The sequence below is a fragment of the gamma proteobacterium symbiont of Axiagastus rosmarus genome (genome assembly GCF_059730925.1).
The window spans coordinates 2,793,035-2,811,074 of sequence record NZ_AP035925.1 but is presented as its reverse complement, the minus strand read 5'-3'; the positions used below and the strand labels follow the sequence as shown (position 1 = coordinate 2,811,074).

General features: G+C 60.1%; 16 protein-coding genes. 9 read left to right on the top strand and 7 right to left on the bottom strand.

Annotated features, from left to right (window positions below; all coding sequences use genetic code 11):
- Positions 1 to 54: 54 nt before the first annotated feature.
- On the top strand, positions 55 to 762 hold the full coding sequence (locus AC6I8F_RS13190; RefSeq protein WP_021508489.1) for a Bax inhibitor-1/YccA family protein: 708 nt from the start codon (positions 55 to 57) through the stop codon (positions 760 to 762).
- 136 nt (positions 763 to 898) lie between these two features.
- Here AC6I8F_RS13190 and AC6I8F_RS13185 read toward each other — a convergent pair whose 3' ends face one another.
- The 3 genes from AC6I8F_RS13185 to AC6I8F_RS13175 are packed head-to-tail and all read right to left on the bottom strand — an operon-like array spanning position 899 to position 3,866.
- Entirely contained in the window at positions 899 to 1,864 is a 966-nt protein-coding gene (locus tag AC6I8F_RS13185) for a lysylphosphatidylglycerol synthase domain-containing protein (protein WP_021508488.1), read from the bottom strand.
- Positions 1,864 to 3,108 (bottom strand): cardiolipin synthase ClsB, encoded by a 1,245-nt coding sequence (clsB, locus tag AC6I8F_RS13180; RefSeq protein ID WP_058757843.1) that lies wholly within the window; start codon positions 3,106 to 3,108, stop codon positions 1,864 to 1,866. Before clsB ends, AC6I8F_RS13185 begins: the two co-directional genes overlap by 1 nt.
- Positions 3,105 to 3,866, bottom strand: a complete 762-nt coding sequence (locus AC6I8F_RS13175; protein ID WP_021508486.1) for an endonuclease/exonuclease/phosphatase family protein — start codon at positions 3,864 to 3,866, stop codon at positions 3,105 to 3,107. Before AC6I8F_RS13175 ends, clsB begins: the two co-directional genes overlap by 4 nt.
- Before the next feature lie 176 nt (positions 3,867 to 4,042).
- On the opposite strand from AC6I8F_RS13175, the gene AC6I8F_RS13170 reads away from it, so the two are divergent.
- The 4 genes from AC6I8F_RS13170 to AC6I8F_RS13155 all read left to right on the top strand — a co-directional run bounded on the left by AC6I8F_RS13170 (position 4,043) and on the right by AC6I8F_RS13155 (position 8,422).
- Positions 4,043 to 4,435 (top strand): YbhQ family protein, encoded by a 393-nt coding sequence (locus tag AC6I8F_RS13170; RefSeq protein WP_021508485.1) that lies wholly within the window; start codon positions 4,043 to 4,045, stop codon positions 4,433 to 4,435.
- A gap of 239 nt (positions 4,436 to 4,674) precedes the next feature.
- Positions 4,675 to 6,081 (top strand): ATP-dependent RNA helicase RhlE, encoded by a 1,407-nt coding sequence (rhlE, locus tag AC6I8F_RS13165; RefSeq protein ID WP_278706925.1) that lies wholly within the window; start codon positions 4,675 to 4,677, stop codon positions 6,079 to 6,081.
- A gap of 4 nt (positions 6,082 to 6,085) precedes the next feature.
- Positions 6,086 to 7,048 (top strand): tRNA dihydrouridine(16) synthase DusC, encoded by a 963-nt coding sequence (gene dusC / locus AC6I8F_RS13160; protein WP_031279875.1) that lies wholly within the window; start codon positions 6,086 to 6,088, stop codon positions 7,046 to 7,048.
- 174 nt (positions 7,049 to 7,222) lie between these two features.
- Entirely contained in the window at positions 7,223 to 8,422 is a 1,200-nt protein-coding gene (locus AC6I8F_RS13155) for an MFS transporter (RefSeq protein WP_222951147.1), read from the top strand.
- Here the strand turns inward: AC6I8F_RS13155 and AC6I8F_RS13150 are convergent.
- Positions 8,406 to 10,013 carry an inorganic phosphate transporter gene (locus tag AC6I8F_RS13150; RefSeq protein WP_338670395.1) on the bottom strand — a complete coding sequence of 536 codons (1,608 nt, stop codon included), beginning with the start codon at positions 10,011 to 10,013 and terminating at the stop codon, positions 8,406 to 8,408. The two genes, AC6I8F_RS13155 and AC6I8F_RS13150, sit on opposite strands and share 17 nt — an antisense overlap.
- A gap of 166 nt (positions 10,014 to 10,179) precedes the next feature.
- Here AC6I8F_RS13150 and AC6I8F_RS13145 point away from each other — a divergent pair, with 166 nt between their 5' ends.
- Entirely contained in the window at positions 10,180 to 11,205 is a 1,026-nt protein-coding gene (locus AC6I8F_RS13145) for a transporter (RefSeq protein WP_058775307.1), read from the top strand.
- Between the two features lie 123 nt (positions 11,206 to 11,328).
- Here AC6I8F_RS13145 and AC6I8F_RS13140 read toward each other — a convergent pair whose 3' ends face one another.
- Together AC6I8F_RS13140 and AC6I8F_RS13135 are read right to left on the bottom strand one after the other, a co-directional pair.
- Positions 11,329 to 12,441, bottom strand: a complete 1,113-nt coding sequence (locus AC6I8F_RS13140) for a L,D-transpeptidase family protein (protein WP_058775308.1) — start codon at positions 12,439 to 12,441, stop codon at positions 11,329 to 11,331.
- A 199-nt stretch (positions 12,442 to 12,640) separates the two neighbouring features.
- Positions 12,641 to 14,455 (bottom strand): glycoside hydrolase family 15 protein, encoded by a 1,815-nt coding sequence (locus AC6I8F_RS13135; protein WP_394520992.1) that lies wholly within the window; start codon positions 14,453 to 14,455, stop codon positions 12,641 to 12,643.
- Positions 14,456 to 14,573: 118 nt separating this feature from the next.
- Between AC6I8F_RS13135 and AC6I8F_RS13130 the strand changes: the two genes are divergently transcribed.
- Positions 14,574 to 15,353, top strand: a complete 780-nt coding sequence (locus tag AC6I8F_RS13130; RefSeq protein ID WP_394520991.1) for an SDR family oxidoreductase — start codon at positions 14,574 to 14,576, stop codon at positions 15,351 to 15,353.
- Here AC6I8F_RS13130 and AC6I8F_RS13125 read toward each other — a convergent pair.
- Positions 15,350 to 15,925, bottom strand: a complete 576-nt coding sequence (locus tag AC6I8F_RS13125) for a DedA family protein (protein WP_021508476.1) — start codon at positions 15,923 to 15,925, stop codon at positions 15,350 to 15,352. The two genes, AC6I8F_RS13130 and AC6I8F_RS13125, sit on opposite strands and share 4 nt — an antisense overlap.
- A gap of 164 nt (positions 15,926 to 16,089) precedes the next feature.
- Here AC6I8F_RS13125 and AC6I8F_RS13120 point away from each other — a divergent pair, with 164 nt between their 5' ends.
- Both AC6I8F_RS13120 and pbpG read left to right on the top strand, forming a co-directional pair.
- Positions 16,090 to 16,677, top strand: coding sequence for a Yip1 family protein (locus AC6I8F_RS13120; RefSeq protein WP_021508475.1), 588 nt, complete (start codon positions 16,090 to 16,092; stop codon positions 16,675 to 16,677).
- Positions 16,678 to 16,901: 224 nt separating this feature from the next.
- Positions 16,902 to 17,840: a D-alanyl-D-alanine endopeptidase gene (pbpG, locus tag AC6I8F_RS13115; RefSeq protein ID WP_058781286.1), complete on the top strand. Its 939-nt coding sequence runs from the start codon at positions 16,902 to 16,904 to the stop codon at positions 17,838 to 17,840.
- Positions 17,841 to 18,040: the final 200 nt, after the last annotated feature.

The following is an 18,040-nucleotide window of genomic DNA, read 5'->3' as shown; positions in this document are numbered from 1 at the left end:
TCGGTGGTGTACACTTCACACTGACGTTATCAGTAACTTTTAAAGAGGTGCATCATGGATCGATATCCACGTAATGGTTCAATCGTGCAGCAGGCGTCGACCGGGCTGCAAACCTATATGGCGCAGGTGTATGGCTGGATGACCTGCGGCTTACTGCTGACGGCGTTTGTGTCGTGGTTTGCCGCGCGCACGCCTGCCGTCATGGAGCTGGTGTTTGCCAATCGCATCACCTTCTTCGGCCTGATTATCGCGCAGCTGGCGCTGGTGTTCGTGCTTTCCGGCATGGTGCAGCGCATGAGCGGCGCCGTGGCGACCGGGCTGTTTATGCTCTATTCCGCGCTGACCGGGCTGACAATGGCGAGTATTTTCCTTGTTTATACCTACTCGTCGATCGCCAGTACCTTCTTCGTTACCGCGGGCATGTTTGGTGCCATGAGCTTTTACGGCTACACCACTAAACGCGACCTGAGCCGCTTCGGCAGTCTACTGTTTATGGCGCTGATCGGCATTCTGCTGGCGTCGCTGGTGAACTTCTGGCTGAAAAGCCCGGCGCTGATGTGGGCGATTACCTATATCGGCGTGGTGGTGTTTGTGGGCCTGACGGCTTATGACACGCAGAAGCTGAAAGCCATCGGTGAGGGCATTGATGTTAACGATAAAGAGAATCTGCGCCGCTTCTCCATCATGGGCGCGCTGACGCTGTATCTCGATTTCATCAACCTGTTCCTGATGCTGCTGCGGATATTCGGTAACCGTCGTTAAGAGTAACCAGCCATTAAGGCTGTGAAAATAATCGCGCCGCTACGGCCAGGTGAACGGTTTGTACTTATCAGCCCGTTTAACCTTTTCCGTAGCGGCGCAATGTATTACACGTTCTTCATCCTCCACCTGGCACGCCTTATCGCGCCGCCATCTTGCGCTCATTCTTCTGCCGTAAATGCTTCGCGCGGCTCTCCAGCCACAGATACAGCACCAGTGCCAGCAGCAGCGGCAGAATAAAATAGAGCACGCGATAGGCCAGCAGCGCGGCGATAATCTCACCGTGCGAAGCATGCTGGCCGCTGAGCAGCGCAAGGAACACCGCTTCCAGCACGCCAATGCCCGCCGGAATATGAATAATCACCCCGGCAATACTGCTGATTAACAGCACCCCCAGCACGATGGGATAATCCACTTCACGCGCCAGCAGCAGCCAGATAATGGTGCCCATCACCATCCAGTTGGCGCAGGAAACGGCAAACTGAAACAGCGCCATGCGCAGCGAGGGCAGTTGCAGATGCTGGCCCTTCACCGTCCAGCGGCGCTTCTTCGCGAAAGCACAGGCCCACAGATAAACCGCCACCATCGCCAGCAGGACCGCACCAATCACCCGTAGCGTGCCTTCGCCGATGAACCAGCCGGGCGGAATCGGCACCATACCGGCGACAAACACTACGCCGCCCAGCAAAATGTAGCCCAGCCAGTTGGTGGCAATACTCAGTGAAAAGATGCGCGTGATGGTGCCGCCGGGCAGGCCGAGGCGCGAATAGAGACGATAGCGCATCGCCACACCGCCCACCCAGGTGCTCAGCGTCAGGTTAAAGGCGTAACAGATGAATGACACCAGCATCACCTGACGTTTCGCCAGTTTATGCCCGCAGTAGGCGCGGCCAATCAAATCGTACAGACCGTAGGTGAGGTAGCTCACCACCACTAACGCGGCGGCGCTCAGCACCACGTAGCGGTTATAACCGACGATGACCTTGTACACGTCCTCCCAGTTCACCTTGCGTGCGTAAACCACCAGCAGCACGATCACCGCAATGAAGAACAGCCAGGTAAGGATTTTTTTCGCTAACTGCCAGCGCGGGTTCTTTTTGCTCATCAGGGTTTCGCTCCTTCGTTATCGGCTTCAACCCGGTCCTGGGTTTCCATTTCCGGCTGCACCGGCGGATCGACCTGAGACAAATGGGGCGTATGGGCAGGCAGCCAGCCGGCGATGGCCGGGAAATGGCGCAGGAAATGGAACACGATGACGCTCTTGGTCAGCTGCCACCAGGTGCGCGGCGGCAGCTTGTCTTCATCGACGCGCACGCAGTCCGCAGCCAGCAGCTGCTCAAGGTTATCGCGCAGCGTCTGGTTGAAGGCGTGGTCGTGAATGATCAGGTTGGCTTCGAGATTCAGCGACAGGCTGAGCGGGTCGAGATTGCTGGAACCGACCGTTGACCACTGCTGATCCTGCACCGCCACTTTGCCATGCAGCGGGCGACGGCAGTATTCGTAAACTTCAACGCCAGCATCCACCAGATAGTTGTACAGCAGCTCGGCACCGACTTTGACAATCGGCATGTCCGGTTCACCCTGCACAATCAGCCGCACGCGCACACCGCGCTGGGCCGCGCTGCGCATTTCCCGCAACAGGCGATAGCCGGGGAAAAAGTAGGCGTTGGCGATAATCACATCCTGCTTCGCCTTGCGCAGCATATCAAGATAGTGCTGTTCGATGTCGTCGCGGTGCTCATCGTTATCGCGGTAGACAAACAGCACCTGCGCATCACCGGGCAGGGCGTTCACCGCCAGGCGCTGGGAGCGCGCGCCCCACCAGCGGCGCGTTACCTGTTCGCTGCCGATCGCCTGCTGTACATAGCGTGCGATGTCCAGCACCACCGGTCCTTTCACCTCCACGGCGTAATCCTGCTTGGCTTCCGGCCCGTAATCGGTGTTGTGCTCGGCGGAGAAATTGATACCGCCGACAAACGCAATCTCCTCATCAATCACCACAATTTTGCGATGCAGACGGCGGAACACGTTGGTGCGCATGCCCATCACCAGCGGGCGCGGATCGTAATAGATAAAGCGCACGCCTGCTTCGGTCAGGCTGTTGATGTACTGAGTGGAAAGATCCGGTGAGCCGTAGCCATCCACCATCACTTCCACCTTAACACCGCGCTGCGCGGCGGCCAGCAGATCGCGGTGCAGCGCCTTACCAACCTCATCTTCAAACAGGATAAACGTCTCCAGCAGCAGCGTACGCTGGGCGCGCTGAATCGCGCCGGAGACGCGTGGAAAGAATTGATCGCCATTCTCCAGCAGCCGCAGCTGGTTACCTTCGCGCCAGCTGAAATTCATAGAAAGATCTCCACGGCCAGCGGGGCGTGATCGGACAGATGTGACCAGGGTTTCACCGGCAGCGCCCACGGCTGGCTCACCGATGCATTACGGATATAGATGCGATCGAGACGCAGCAGCGGAAAGCGCGCCGGGAAGGTGCGCGCCGGGCGACCGTTTTTCATGCTAAACACCTCCTGCAGACCGGCTCCGCGCTGTAAAAATCGATTAGCGCGTACCTGCCAGTCATTAAAATCGCCGGCCACCACCAGGGGCGCATCCGGTGGTAGCGACTCAATCAGTTCACACATCATGCGCATCTGCGCCAGACGGTGCTTCTCTTTCAGGCCGAGGTGCACGCACAACGTGTGAATCGGTTCCGGCCGATCCGGCAGGCTGATCTGGCAATGCAACATGCCGCGTTTCTCACTGCCGGCGACAGAAATATCGCGGTTTTGGTATTCGGTGATCGGAAAGCGTGACAGTATCGCGTTGCCATGATGGCCCTCGGGATAGACCGCGTTGCGGCCGTAAGCGAAATCGTGCCACATGGTGTCGGCAAGGTATTCGTAGTGCGAATTTTCCGGCCAGTTTTCAATGTGTGCGGAGTGGATGGCGTGCGTGCCCATCACCTCCTGTAAAAAGACGATATCCGCCGAAGTCGCGCGCACTGCGTCGCGCAGTTCCGGCAGGATAAAGCGACGGTTAAAGCTGGTGAACCCCTTATGGGTATTGATCGTCAGGACTTTAAATGAAGATCCTTGCGTGTTTTGTGGCATACTGCGACGCGCTCCTTTTCATCATCAACAGAACAAAGTGTAGTCTTTGTCACAAATGGGTGGTGCTGGAGACAGAAAATTAGGGTGTTATCCGAAATTTGCTTTACATTGAGGAAATCCGTCTGGCTGTGGTCAGATACACTTGGGCGACCTGTTGGGTCTGCCAGGAGAAGAGAATGAAATGGTCTAATCGTGTTCAGATTGTTACCGGTCAAACCTGCCTGCATATTGCGACCCACCTGCTGGTGATCGCGGCACTGGTGTGGGGCTGGAAACATAAGGCACTGGTCGAAGTGAGCAGTACCCTGGTGGCAGCTTATGCGCTGGTGTTCATCACCATGCTGGCCCTGCAGCGTAGTGCCCGTTTGCGCCGCTTTGGTGACTCTCTGGAAGAAGTGACGACGACATACTACTTCGGCGCGGCGATGCTGACGCTGTTCCTGATTTCACGCTTCATCCACAACAATCTGCTGATTGGTTGTCTGGGCGTGGTAATGCTGGTGGGCCCGGCGCTGGTGTCGCTGCTGGCCAAAGAGCCACCGCAACGCGTACAGAAAAAACGCAGCTAAGCGGACGTGCCAGCAAGAAAAGAGGAGCCCACTGCGGCTCCTTTTTTATGCGCTACCGCGTAGCGGCCCATCACCCTCACGTTTTGCTGGTCGCGGTTCTTGCGGAAAGCTGCTACACTGCCGCTCTTACGCATGGTAGTTTGTGCCCTTTTCACACGCAGGCCTTGAGGCTGCGTCATATCCCTCCTGAAAACTACATCGCGCAGCGCGATCAGGGCGGTTCGGAGTAATACACCTGCATGTCTTTTGACTCTCTCGGCTTGAATGCCGATATTTTGCGTGCGGTAGCAGAACAGGGCTACCGTGAACCGACGCCAATCCAGCGTCAGGCGATTCCCGTGGTGCTGGCCGGTCGTGACCTGCTGGCGAGCGCCCAGACCGGCACGGGTAAAACCGCCGGTTTCACGCTGCCTCTGCTGCAGCGTCTGTCAGAAAAACCGGCAGCGGCGCGCGGTCGCCGTCCGGTACGTGCGCTGATCCTCACTCCAACCCGTGAACTGGCAGCGCAGGTTGGCGAAAACGTACGTGAATACAGCCAGTACCTCAATATGCGTTCGCTGGTGGTGTTCGGCGGCGTCAGCATTAATCCGCAGATGATGAAACTGCGCGGCGGCGTCGATGTACTGATCGCCACGCCGGGGCGTTTGCTCGATCTGGCGCATCAGAACGCGGTCGATCTGTCGCAGGTGGAAATCCTGGTGCTGGACGAAGCGGATCGCATGCTCGACATGGGCTTCATCCACGACATTCGCCGCGTGCTGGCAAAACTGCCGGCCAAACGGCAGAACCTGCTGTTCTCTGCCACCTTCTCGGACGAGATCAAAGCGCTGGCGGAAAAACTGCTCACTAACCCGGAACAGGTGGAAGTGGCACGCCGCAACACCGCTTCCGAGCAGGTGTCGCAGCAGGTGCATTTTGTCGATAAGAAGCGCAAACGGGAACTGCTGTCGCTGATGATTGGTCGCGACAACTGGCAGCAGGTGCTGGTGTTCACCCGCACCAAGCACGGTGCTAACCACCTCGCTGAGCAGCTCAACAAAGATGGCATCACTGCCGCCGCCATTCACGGCAATAAAAGTCAGGGCGCGCGTACCCGTGCGCTGGCCGACTTCAAAACCGGCGGCATTCGCGTGCTGGTGGCGACGGATATTGCCGCGCGCGGTCTGGATATCGAAGAGCTGCCGCACGTGGTCAACTACGAGCTGCCGAACGTGGCGGAAGATTACGTGCACCGCATCGGCCGTACCGGTCGTGCCGCGGCCACCGGTGCTGCGCTGTCGCTGGTGTGCGTGGACGAGCACAAGCTGCTGCGTGATATCGAGCGCCTGCTGAAGCGGGAAATTCCGCGCATTGCGCTGCCGGGCTTTGAGCCGGATCCGAGCATCAAGGCGGAGCCGATTCAGAATGGCCGTCAGCAGCAGCCACGCGGACGTGGCCAGGGCCGCGCGCCGGGGCAGGGTACTGACGCACCGCGCAGCCGCAGCGGCGGCAATGGTCAGCGTGCCAGCGCCGGTAACGGCGGCGCGCGTCCACAGGGCGAGGCGCGTGCACCGCGTCGTCCGGGCAACAACGGCCCGGCGGCAGGCAACGCGGGTAAACCGGCGCGCTCACGTCGTCCGGCAGCGAAGAGCAACGGGAACGCGTAACGGTATGCGGGTTTTACTGGCGCCTATGGAAGGCGTACTGGATTCGCTGGTACGTGAACTGCTCTCCGGTGTGAATGACTATGACCTGTGCGTCACTGAGTTTTTACGCGTGGTTGATCAGCTGCTGCCGGTAAAATCCTTCTACCGTTTGTGTCCGGAACTGCACCATCACAGCCGGACGCCCTCCGGCACACGCGTGCGCATGCAGCTGCTGGGCCAGTATCCTGAGTGGCTGGCAGAAAACGCCGCACGCGCGGTGGAGCTGGGCTCGTGGGGCGTTGACCTCAACTGCGGCTGCCCGTCGAAGCTGGTGAACGGCAGCGGCGGCGGTGCGACGCTGCTGAAAGATCCGGAGCTGATCTATCGCGGTGCCAGAGCGATGCGCGAGGCGGTGCCCGCTCATCTGCCGGTCACGGTGAAAGTGCGGCTCGGCTGGGACTCGGGCGCGCGGCGTTTCGAGATCGCCGATGCGGTGCAGCAGGCCGGTGCCAGCGAGCTGGTGGTGCATGGCCGGACCAAAGAGGACGGCTATCGTGCAGAGAGCATCAACTGGCAGGCGATTGGTGAGATTCGCCAGCGTCTGACAATTCCGGTGATCGCCAACGGCGAAATCTGGAACTGGCAGGATGCGCAGGATTGCCTGCGCATTACCGGCTGCGACGCGGTCATGCTCGGGCGCGGCGCGCTCAATGTGCCTAACCTGGGGCGCGTGGTGAAATACAACGAAGCCCCGATGCCGTGGTCGCAGGTGGTTGAGCTGCTGCTGCGCTACACCCAGCTGGAAAAGCAGGGTGATACCGGCAATTACCACGTTGCGCGCATCAAGCAGTGGCTGGGCTATCTGCGCAAAGCCTACCATGAGGCCGACGGCCTGTTCAGCGAGATCCGCACGCTGCGTGTCTCCGCCGAGATCGCCAGCGCCATCGAACGCCATGCCGCACGCATGGCCCAGGTGTCCTGCATCTGAACCTGAGCGGTGGTACCTGAACCGTCAGGTCCGCCGTGTTAACGGGCAAGCCAGCGATCACCACGCGAGAGTGTGCGCTGCCGCCATGTTTTATAACAAAAAAAGCCGCGATCCTTAGTCTGCTAACCGGTATAGTGAACCTTCGCTTTCACCACGTTTCTGACGCCATCTTCCATGTCTGACGCCGCTGTACTGAGTAATGCTCAGTTAAATAAACGCATCCTCTCCGTCATCGTTTTCACCTTCTTTTGCTACCTGTCCGTCGGGTTGCCGCTGGCGGTGCTGCCGGGGTTTGTGCATAACCAGCTGGGCTTCAGCTCGTTTATCGCCGGGCTGATCATCAGTCTGCAATATTTCGCTACGCTGCTCAGTCGCCCGCACTCTGGACGGCTGGCCGATCGTTACGGCCCGAAACGCGTGGTGATGATGGGGCTGGTGTGCTGCGGCATGAGCGGCGTGCTGTCGATCATTGCCGCGCTGTGCAGCGGTGCGCCGCTGCTGAGCCTGACGCTGCTGGCGCTGGGGCGGCTGTTTCTCGGCGTCGGGGAAAGCTTCAGCAGTACCGGCTCGACGCTGTGGGGCATGAACATCGTTGGCCCGCGGCAAACCGCGCGGGTCATTTCGTGGAACGGCGTGGCGACTTACTTTGCCATGGCGATTGGTGCGCCGCTGGGCGTGCTGCTGAATCAGATTTTTGGCATCAGCGGCTTTGCTGGCCTGGTCGCTCTGATGGGGGCGATCGGCTTCTGGATGGCCTCCGGCAAGCCGGCGGTCAGCGTCAGCGCCGGCGTGCGCATTCCGTTTCATCGCGTGGTCAGCCGCGTCTGGCTGTTTGGCCTGGCGCTGGGATTTGGCACCATCGGCTTTGGCGTGATCTCCACCTTCATTACCCTCTATTTCGCCAGTCGCGACTGGAGCGGCGCGGCGTTCGCGCTGACGCTGTTCAGCCTCGGCTTCGTGCTGGTGCGGCTGGCGTGCGGGCGCTATATCACGCGCTTCGGCGGGCTGCAGGTCTCGCTGATCTCCTTCGTGCTGGAGGGCGCCGGTCTGCTGCTGATCTGGCAGGCGGACACCAGCTGGCTGGTGGATATTGGCGCCTTCCTCACCGGCGGCGGTTTCTCACTGGTGTTCCCGGCGCTGGGCGTGGAAGCGGTGAAGCGGGTACAGCAGCAGGATCAGGGATCGGCGCTCGGTACCTATTCGGCGTTTCTCGATTTGGGGCTGGGGTTGACCGGACCAGTGGCGGGGCTGTTAATCGGCCACTGGGGCATGCAGTCGGTGTATCTGGCGGCAGCACTGATGGTGCTGGGCGCGTTCCTGATTACACTGCGCCTGCACCAGCAGTCTTCAGAGCCTATCAGGCCAGATGAATAAACAGCGCATACAGCAGCCCTGACAGCAGCACCGATACCGGCAGCGTCAGCACCCACGCCAGCGCCAGATTACGCAGGGTGGCGAGCTGCAGGCCGGATCGGTTGGCCGCCATGGTACCGGCCACGCCGGACGACAGCACATGGGTGGTCGACACCGGCAAACCAAAGGCATCGGCTGCGCCAATGGTGGCCATCGCCACCAGCTCCGCACTGGCACCCTGCGCATAGGTGAGATGGGTTTTGCCGATGCGCTCACCCACCGTAACCACAATCCGGCGCCAGCCGACCATGGTGCCGAGACCCAGCGCAATCGCCACCACCACTTTGACCCACATCGGGATAAAGCGCGTAGCCGCGTCCAGCTCGTGCTTCACCGCCGTCAGGTTACGCGCCGTCTCTTCCGGCAGCGCGACGTTGGCCGATTGCAGATGCTTGATGGTCTCCGAGGCGAGATACATATCGTTGCGCGTGTTGGTGACCGCCTGCGCCGGAATATTTTCTACCGAACCGTACTGGCGAATCTGTTCGCCGATATCGCCGAGCATTATGCCAAGCGCCGGCAGCACCTGCGGCCGGTTCTGGCTGGTGCGCACATATTCCGTCAGCACCTCACGCGCTGCCGGCATCGCGGCGGGCGGCGGCTGCAGCGTCAGCAGCTGCTGTTCGGTGACCTGAGTTAACGCCGCCACGCGCGGAATTTGCTCCGGCGGCAGCGAGCGGTTGAGCGCATAGGCGATCGGCATGGTGCCGACCAGGATCAGCATAATCAGCCCCATGCCTTTCTGACCGTCGTTCGAGCCGTGGGCAAACGAGACGCCGGTACAGGTGAGGATCAGCAGACCACGAATCCACGCTGGCGGCGGCTGATTACCTTCCGGCGCCTGATACAGCTGGCGATTGCGTACCAATGCCTTCATGGCCAGCAGCAGCACGGCGGCGCAGATGAAGCCAATCACTGGCGACAGCAGCAGGGCGTAACCGACTTTAACCGCCTGATCCCAGTCGACGCCGCTGGTGCCGCTGCGGCCGTGCAGCAGCGCATTCGCCACGCCCACGCCAATAATCGAGCCGATCAGCGTGTGCGAAGAGGAAGAGGGCAGGCCGAAATACCAGGTGCCGAGGTTCCAGACAATCGCCGAGCACAGCAGCGCGTACACCATAGCAAAGCCGTGACCGCTGCCCGCCTGCAGAATCAGCTCCACCGGCAGCAGCGAAATAATGCCAAACGCCACCACGCCGCTCGAGAGCAGTACGCCAAGGAAATTACACAAGCCGGACCACACCACCGCCACGCCCGGCGACAGCGAGTGAGTGTAGATCACCGTGGCGACGGCGTTGGCGGTATCGTGGAAGCCATTAACAAACTCGAAGCCGAGCGCAATCAGCAGCGCCACGCCGAGCAGCAGGAACGGCGTATAGCTGGTGACGACCGCGCCGGTCTCTTCTACGTCGTTAAACAGGTTGATGCCGGTAAAGAGCAGCCCGGCCACCAGCAACAGTAGAAAGAGCACGCGCGACGCGCGACCGCTGCGCGGGTGCAGATTGGGCCGTCCGCGGGCGGACGATGATGCAGGGAAACTGTTTTCAGCCATAACACACCCCCCGGGGTGAATTAACGATGCACGAATGGCACCCGTTAACTGCAGTGTGATACGGGTTTTGTATGACAGAATGATGATGCCAGCACGGGCTGTCATCATGCTGTAACAGACCTGTCGCAGGCTGTGGATCTGACCGCTCTGGGATCTTCACGCCGCTATGCTCCAGCCTGTCCTGCCGCTTGCCTCGCTGCCCGACTTCAACAACGAAGTCGCCGGACTGATTCACGGTTACCTGTTCAACCCGGATGCGCCGCCACAGCGGCTCAACGCGCGCGAGGCCGCGCAGCTGGCGCGGCACACCTTACCCGACGGCTGCTTTCTCTGGCTGCACATTAACCTGAATCATGCCCGCGCCGAGCGCTGGGTTCAGGACCACTTCAGCGTAGATGACGATTTTTTCGATGAGATTCATTCGGCCTCACCGCGCACCCGGCTGGCGCAGCAAAACGATGCGCTGCTGGCGGTGCTGAATGACGTCACCTTCAGTAAAGAGGAGCGCAACACGCAAAATGCGACGCTGTGGATCTGGTGCCGGCCGCAGGTGATGGTCAGCGCGCGCTATCGCCCGGTTGGCATGATTGAACGTATGCATCAGCAGATTGATCGGCTGTGCTTCAGCGCGCCGGATGCGATGCTGCTGTGGCTGCTCGGCGAACAGGAAGTGCAGCTGGAGCAGGTGGTGCGGCGCTCCAGCCAGGCGGTGGATGCGATAGAAGAGCGGCTGCTGAGCGCGGCGATCAAAGCCAACCGCAGCGAGCTGGGCCATCTGCGCCGCATGCTGCTGCGCGTCCAGCGGCTGCTGGCGCCGGAGCCGGCCGCGCTGTTTCGCCTGCTTAACCGGCCGCCAAACTGGCTCAACCGGGAACCGCTCAGTGAGCTGCGGATTTTCACCGAGGAGTTCAGCGTGGCGCTTAACGATCTTGCCAGCCTGATGGAGCGCATTCGCCTGCTGCAGGAGGAGATCGCTGCCCGCCTGATGGAGCAGAGCAACCGAACGCTGTTTTTGCTCACCTCAATCACCGTGCTGGCGCTGCCCATCAATATCGTAGCCGGTTTTTTTGGCATGAATGTGGGCGGCATTCCGCTGGCGAACAATCCGCACGGCTTTCTGCTGTTAGTGCTGGTGGTGCTGGTGTTTACCCTGGTGGCGGGCTGGCTGGCGTTACGCCGACCGCACGATTGAGCGCGCAACTGCACCGCGACACAACCGCACAATGATCTGCAGGGGCGCAACTGATGGCGACCCCGGCGATCGGGCAATAAAAAAGCCAGCCCTGCGGCTGGCTTGATCATCGACAGCAAACCCTTACAGGCTGTTGCCGTTGCTGGCAGGCTGTGCCGGCGCGGCCTGCTCAACCGGGGCGGCTTCAGCGGGCTGCTGCGCATCGGCCTGTGGCGCGACGGCGGTGGCACCCTGCGGCGTCATCGGCTCTTCTTTCGGCATCGCGTCAGAAGACTCTTGTACCATCACCGGCGCAGGCTGGGCTTCGCCCGGCTGACCGTTGATTTTGGTCGGCATACCGGTACGTGCCTGGATGGCGTTGTTCACGGCATCCTGATTGGTGCTGGCATCGGCCACCACTTTGGTCACGGCGGACGTCAGGCTGATTGGCACCAGTTCACGTGAGTTGAACTGCTCTTCGGTGGTCGACAGCGGATTGTGAACCTCGATGTAGCGCGAACCGTCTGGCTCAACGGTGGCTTTTACCGGCTGGTCAATGAACTGGACGCGCGTACCGACCGGCACGTTGTCGAACAGCCATTTGATGTCGTCCGCACGCAGACGCACGCAGCCGTGGCTCACGCGCAGGCCGATACCAAAGTTGGCGTTGGTGCCGTGAATCGCATACAGACGGCCAATGTACAGCGCGTACAGGCCCATCGGGTTATCCGGACCTGCCGGGAACACGGCCGGGATGCTCTCGCCGCGCGCCGCGTACTCTGCGTGCATCGCTTTGGTTGGCGTCCAGGTTGGGCCATTCTTCTTGCGCTCAACCGCGGTGGTCCAGTTAACCGGCGTATCTTTACCCAGCTCGCCGATACCGATCGGCAGCACCACGACAGTTTTGGTGCCTTTCGGGTAGTAATAGAGACGCATCTCGGCGCTGTTGATCACGATGCCTTCACGCGGTGCGTCAGGCAGAATCAGCTGCTGCGGGATCACCATTTTAGTGCCTGCTTTCGGCAGGTAAACGTCCACGCCCGGATTGGCTTCCAGCATGTTGCTGAGGCCCATCTGGTACTGCGCCGCAAACGCTTCCAGCGGCAGTTTGCTGTCGTCTGGCACGGTGATTTCAATATTTTCGCCAATCAGGCGGCTATTCGCTGGAGGCAGCGGATAGACGACTGCAAAGGCCGACTGGCTGAACGCCGCCAGTACGAGGGCGAGTGAAGCGAACGCGCGAATGCTTTTTTTCATGTTTTTACAAGTCGTTATGGCCATTTTCATGGCTTGTCAGTGTGTCGAACCCATCAGGGTCAGAATAACCCGCTGCGCATTATATGTGCATAGGCGCAATGATGGGAATCAGGATTTACGCTGGTTGAAGATACTTTACGCAAAACGCGGCGTTTCACAGACTATTCTCTTTGCCACGCCGCCCAAAATGTGAATTTTCTTACGGTTGCCACAGCGTCACTTCGCCGCTCAGTTTACGGTTGAGGAAAAACGCGGCACTGATCAACGCCAGATGGGTCAGCGCCTGCGGCATGTTGCCCAGCGCGTTGCCGTGCGAGGTAAACTCCTCGGCGTACAATCCCAGCGGATTGGCGTAGCTCAGCAGCTTTTCAAACTCGAAGTGCGCCTCATGCACCCGCCCGGCGCGCGCCAGACACTCCACATACCAGAACGAACAGGCGGCAAACGCGCCCTCGCCACCGGTCAGCGCATCGGCGGGCGTCTCACTGATGTTATAACGCCGCACTAAACCGTCGCTCACCAGATGGGTTTTAATGGCATCCAGCGTGGCGATCCACTCCGGATCGGTCGAGCTGACAAAGCGCACCAGCGGCATCAGCAGCATCGACGCATCCAGGTATTTACCGCCGCGCGTGGCGGTGAAGTGGCCGAGTTCATCGTTCCAGAAGTTCTGCCAGATGTCGTCGCGGATCTCACTGCGCACCCGATCCCAGCGATCGTACGGCATCGGCAGCGAACGCTTCATACCCAGCCGCAGTGCGCGGTCTAGCGCCACCCAGCACATCAGGCGCGAATGCAGAAAGTGCTCCGGCTCGCCGCGCATCTCCCAGATACCGGCGTCCGGCTGGTTCCAGTTAACGCAGACGTAGTCAATCATGCTGGACACATGGCGCCAGCCGCGTTGCGAGATGGCTTCGCCGTATTTATTGGCAAGGTAGACCGCATCCATCAGCTCGCCATAAATATCCAGCTGCGTCTGGCGCCAGGCATCATTGCCGATGCGCACCGGGCGCGAGTTGGCGTAACCGGAGAGGTTGAGCAGTTCGGTCTCGTGCAACTCGGTGCCGCTGTCGAGACGGTACATCACCTGCAAATGCGGCGTATCGTCGTGGCTGTGCTCAACGCAGCGGCCGACCCAATGGGTGAAGTCACGCGCTTCTTCCACATAGCCGAGCCGCATCAGCGCGTACATGCTGAACGAGGCATCGCGGATCCACGAGGCGCGGTAATCCCAGTTACGCTCGCCGCCCAGCTCTTCCGGCAGGCCAAAGGTGGCGGCAGCCGCAATCGAGCCGTGCTGGTGCGAGGTGAGCAGCTTGAGCGCCAGCGCCGAGCGCGTCACCATCTCGCGCCAGCGGCCGCGATAGGAGCTGTGACTGCTCCAGCGCCGCCAGTAATCCACCGTATCGCGAAAGCAGCGCTCGGTCGCGATATGCTGCACCTGCGGATCGTCATCGTTGCCAAACACAAATTCGGCGTGCTCACCGGCCTGCAGGGTAAACTGCGCCACCGCGCTGTCCGGTTCGCGCGTCATCACCACCGTGGCGCTCAGGCGCAGCGACGGCTGGCCTTCAGCGACAAAGGCGATGCCGCCGGGGCGCGTCTCCGTGCGCGTTTCCGCACGGGCATAGTCGTGACGCGGCGCGCAGCGCAGATCAAAGGTGGCGGTGCCGCGGATCATTTTTACCCGCCGCACCAGGCGCGGCACTTTGCTGCGCTCGTCGCAGATCGGCATGTAATCAGTGATTTCCGCCACGCCGGCCTCATCAAGCCAGCGGGTTTGCAGAATGTTGGTATCGGGCAGGTAGAGCTGCTGCTGGCGCGCGTTTTGCCACTGCGGTGCCAGCGAAAACAGGCCGGCTTCGTTGCTGTCGAGCAGGGCGGCAAACACGGAGGGGCTATCGAGTTCGGGCCAGCAGAGATAATCAATGGTGCCGTCGTTCGCGATCAGGGCACAGGTGCGTAAATCACCGATGACGCCGTGGTCGTCAATTCTGCGTTTAATCTTGCTCATCCTGCCTCCTGAACGCTATCCGATTGTTAACTATAGACGAAACGGCAGAATCGGCTGCGACGTGGCACAGAACGATAACTTCTATACTGTGAAGACACCCATCAGGCAGGAGAACGTTATGACACTGGGCAAACAGAAAGTCGCCGTAGTGACCGCTTCAGATTCGGGGATTGGACGCAGCTGCGCCTTAATGCTGGCTGAGGCCGGCTACACAGTCGGCATTACCTGGCGCTCGGATGAAGAGGGCGCGCAGGAGACCGCGCGGCTGGTGGAGAGTAAAGGCCAGCAGGCCCAGGTGCGGCAGCTCGATCTGTCCGATCCGCAGGCTGGCGGGCAGCAGCTGGCGCAGCTGATCAACTCGCTGGGTCGCATTGATGTGCTGGTGAACAATGCCGGCGTGATGACCAAAGCCGATTTTCTCGATGTGAGCTTTGAGGACTGGCGCAAAGTCTTTACCGTTGACGTTGACGGCGCCTTTGTCTGCGGGCAGATTGCCGCGCGGCATATGGTCGATCAGGGCGACGGCGGGCGCATCATCAACATCACCTCGGTGCATGAGCATACGCCGCTGCCGGATGCCGCTGCCTATACCGCAGCCAAACATGCGCTTGGCGGGCTGACCAAATCAATGGCGCTGAGCCTGTTGCCGCACCACATTCTGGTGAATGCCGTGGCGCCGGGCGCTATTGCCACGCCGATGAACGACATGAGCAACAACGAGGCGCACAGCCGGCGCATGCCGGAAATCCCGATTGGCCGCCCTGGCGATACGCGCGAAATCGCCAGTCTGGTGGCGTGGCTGTGCTCGGAATGGGCCACTTACACCACCGGGCAGTCATTCGTGGTCGACGGCGGCTTCATGCTGGCCAACCCGCAGTTCAAGGGTTACCACAGTTAACCGGCGCGGCGGCGGTTCCAGCGGCGAATCACAAAGCGCAGCACGATGCCGAACACAATTGCCGCCGCCAGCCAGATGAAGTGCTTGAGGTGCTGATCAAGCTTGTGCAGCCACGGCGTAATAATTTCACCGGCGAAGTAGCCGAGGGTGACAAAAATCAGCGCCCACAGCGCGGCGCCAATGACGTTAAGCACGAAAAAGCGCAGCGGCTTAAGACGGCTGGTGCCAATAATAATCGGTCCAATCAGGCGAAAGCCGTACATGAAGCGCACGCCAATCACAAACAGGCTGGGGTGCTTCTGAATCAGCCGGTTAGCTTTTTTAATGGTGTCCTGATGTTTGCGGAAGCGCCGCAGAATGCGCGTGCCATAGCGGCGGCCAAGCCAGAACAGCAGCTGATCGCCAATAATGCCGCCGCCCATCGCCGCCAGCACCACGCCGCTGAAGTGCAGCAGGCCCTCGTGCGCCGCGACGCCGCCCAGCAGGGTAAAGGTTTCCCCTTCGGCAATGCAGCCAATCAGCAGCGCCAGGTAACCGTACTGGGTGATTAATCCATTGATATCGATATGCAATTGCTCCTCCCTGGGTAAGCGATACAGCTAACAGTCTAGCTGGCTGCGGCTTTTTTTGTGCCGCTGGCCGCAAAAACAGCCGCGCCGATTATACTTGAACTGAAGCTGCCTGCATTGGACAGCCTGATCGCTGGGGCAGCCCGTCGCATCAGAGGAGTGATTGTATGAATCATGTCTGGGGTCTTCTGGCGCATCCCAATCAGGAGATGCGTGATATCAAGCAGGAAAACGAGAGCGTTTCGCACCACTACACCCATCACGTTCTGCTGATGGCGGCGATCCCGGTGATCTGCGCCTTTATTGGCACTACGCAGCTGGGCTGGAATCTGGGCGAAGGGCAGTTCGTGCAACTCAACATGCTGACCGGTATTGGTCTCGGCATTCTGTTTTACCTGATCATCTTAGGCGGTGTGGCGGTGATGGGCCGCGTCATTCACTGGATGGCGCGCGACTATCCGCAGCGTCCCAGCATCCAGCGCTGTACCGTGTTTGCCGGCTATGTGGCGACGCCGCTGTTTATCAGCGGGCTGGTGGCGCTCTATCCGCTGGTGTGGCTGTGCGTGCTGGCCGGAGCGTTAGCGCTGATGTACACCGGCTATCTGCTGTACGTCGGCATCCCGGTATTCCTCAACATTGACCGTGAAGAGAGCCTGCGCTTCTCCGGCTCGACGCTGGCGATTGGCGTGCTGGTGTTCGAGGTGCTGCTGGCGCTGACGGTGATTCTGTGGGGTTACGGACCACGCTTGTTCTGACCGTGATAGGGGTCAGGTCGTCAGCCATGGCGACCTGACTGATCCCGCTGCGCCTGGCAGTGTCTGTCATGCCCGCCTTTTTTAACGCCCGGAAACAATCTCCCTAAGAAATTTCTCAGACGAGCGCGTATGATAGCGCAGCCAGCCCGCGTCGCATCAGGCCTGACGCCGGCGGCCTGTGTTACAACACAGCGCAAACCTCCTCACCGGATTTTTTTGACACGATGTCTGTAAAAATGCGTATTTCTTTGCTGTCGCTGGCGCTGTTTGTCGCCGCGCCAGCTGCGATGACTCCGGCGCTCGCCGCCGCAGCAAAACTGTCCGATCTGGCGCCGATTGCCCAGCCGCAAATCGCCTCCGGCAGCGCGCTGATTGTCGATCTCGATAATAACAAAGTGCTGTTTTCCAGCCATCCGGATCGGGTGCGGCCTATCGCGTCGATCACCAAAGTGATGACCGCGATGGTGGTGCTGGATGCCCGGCTGCCGATGGACGAAATGCTGTCGGTGGATATCAGCCAGACGCCCGAAATGCGCGGCGTATTCTCGCGCGTGAAGCTCAACAGTGAAATCAGCCGCCGCAACATGCTGCTGCTGGCGCTGATGTCCTCGGAAAACCGCGCGGCGGCCAGCCTGGCGCATCACTATCCCGGCGGTTACGATGCTTTTATACGCGCCATGAACGCCAAAGCGCGCGCGCTCGGCATGACGCACACCCACTATGTGGAGCCGACCGGTTTGTCGCTGCATAACGTCTCCAGTGCGGAAGATCTGGTGAAGCTGCTCAAGGCCACGCGCCAGTATCCGCTGATTGGCCAGCTGAGCACCACCAAAGAGGAGACGGCGGTGTTTAAACACCCCAGCTACGCGCTGCCGTTCCGCAACACTAACCATCTGGTGTACAAAAATGACTGGCGCATTCAGCTGACCAAAACCGGTTACACCGACGAGGCCGGTCACTGCCTGATAATGCGTACCATGATTAATAACCGCCCGGTAGCGCTGGTGGTGCTGGATGCGTTTGGCAAATATACCCACTTTGCCGATGCCAACCGCCTGCGCGACTGGCTGGAAACCGGCAAGGCGGCGCCGGTGCCGGCGGCCGCGCTGGCGTACAAAAAGCAGAAAGCGTCGCAGCTTGCCAGCAGTGCGGACGTGGAGTAGCGCAACCCGTTACTCAGCGTAGCGGCGCAAGGGAGTGCGCCGTGTGCCGGGGTGGCGCGTGACTGACGGTCAACGGCGCTTAAATGAACAAAATTTCTTATCGTTAGCACCAATGTTTTACGCCACCATTCCTATAGTTTCCCTGACGGCAAAGTCCTACACTGGCGACCATTCACGGTCAACCTTGCGTTTATAGGCTG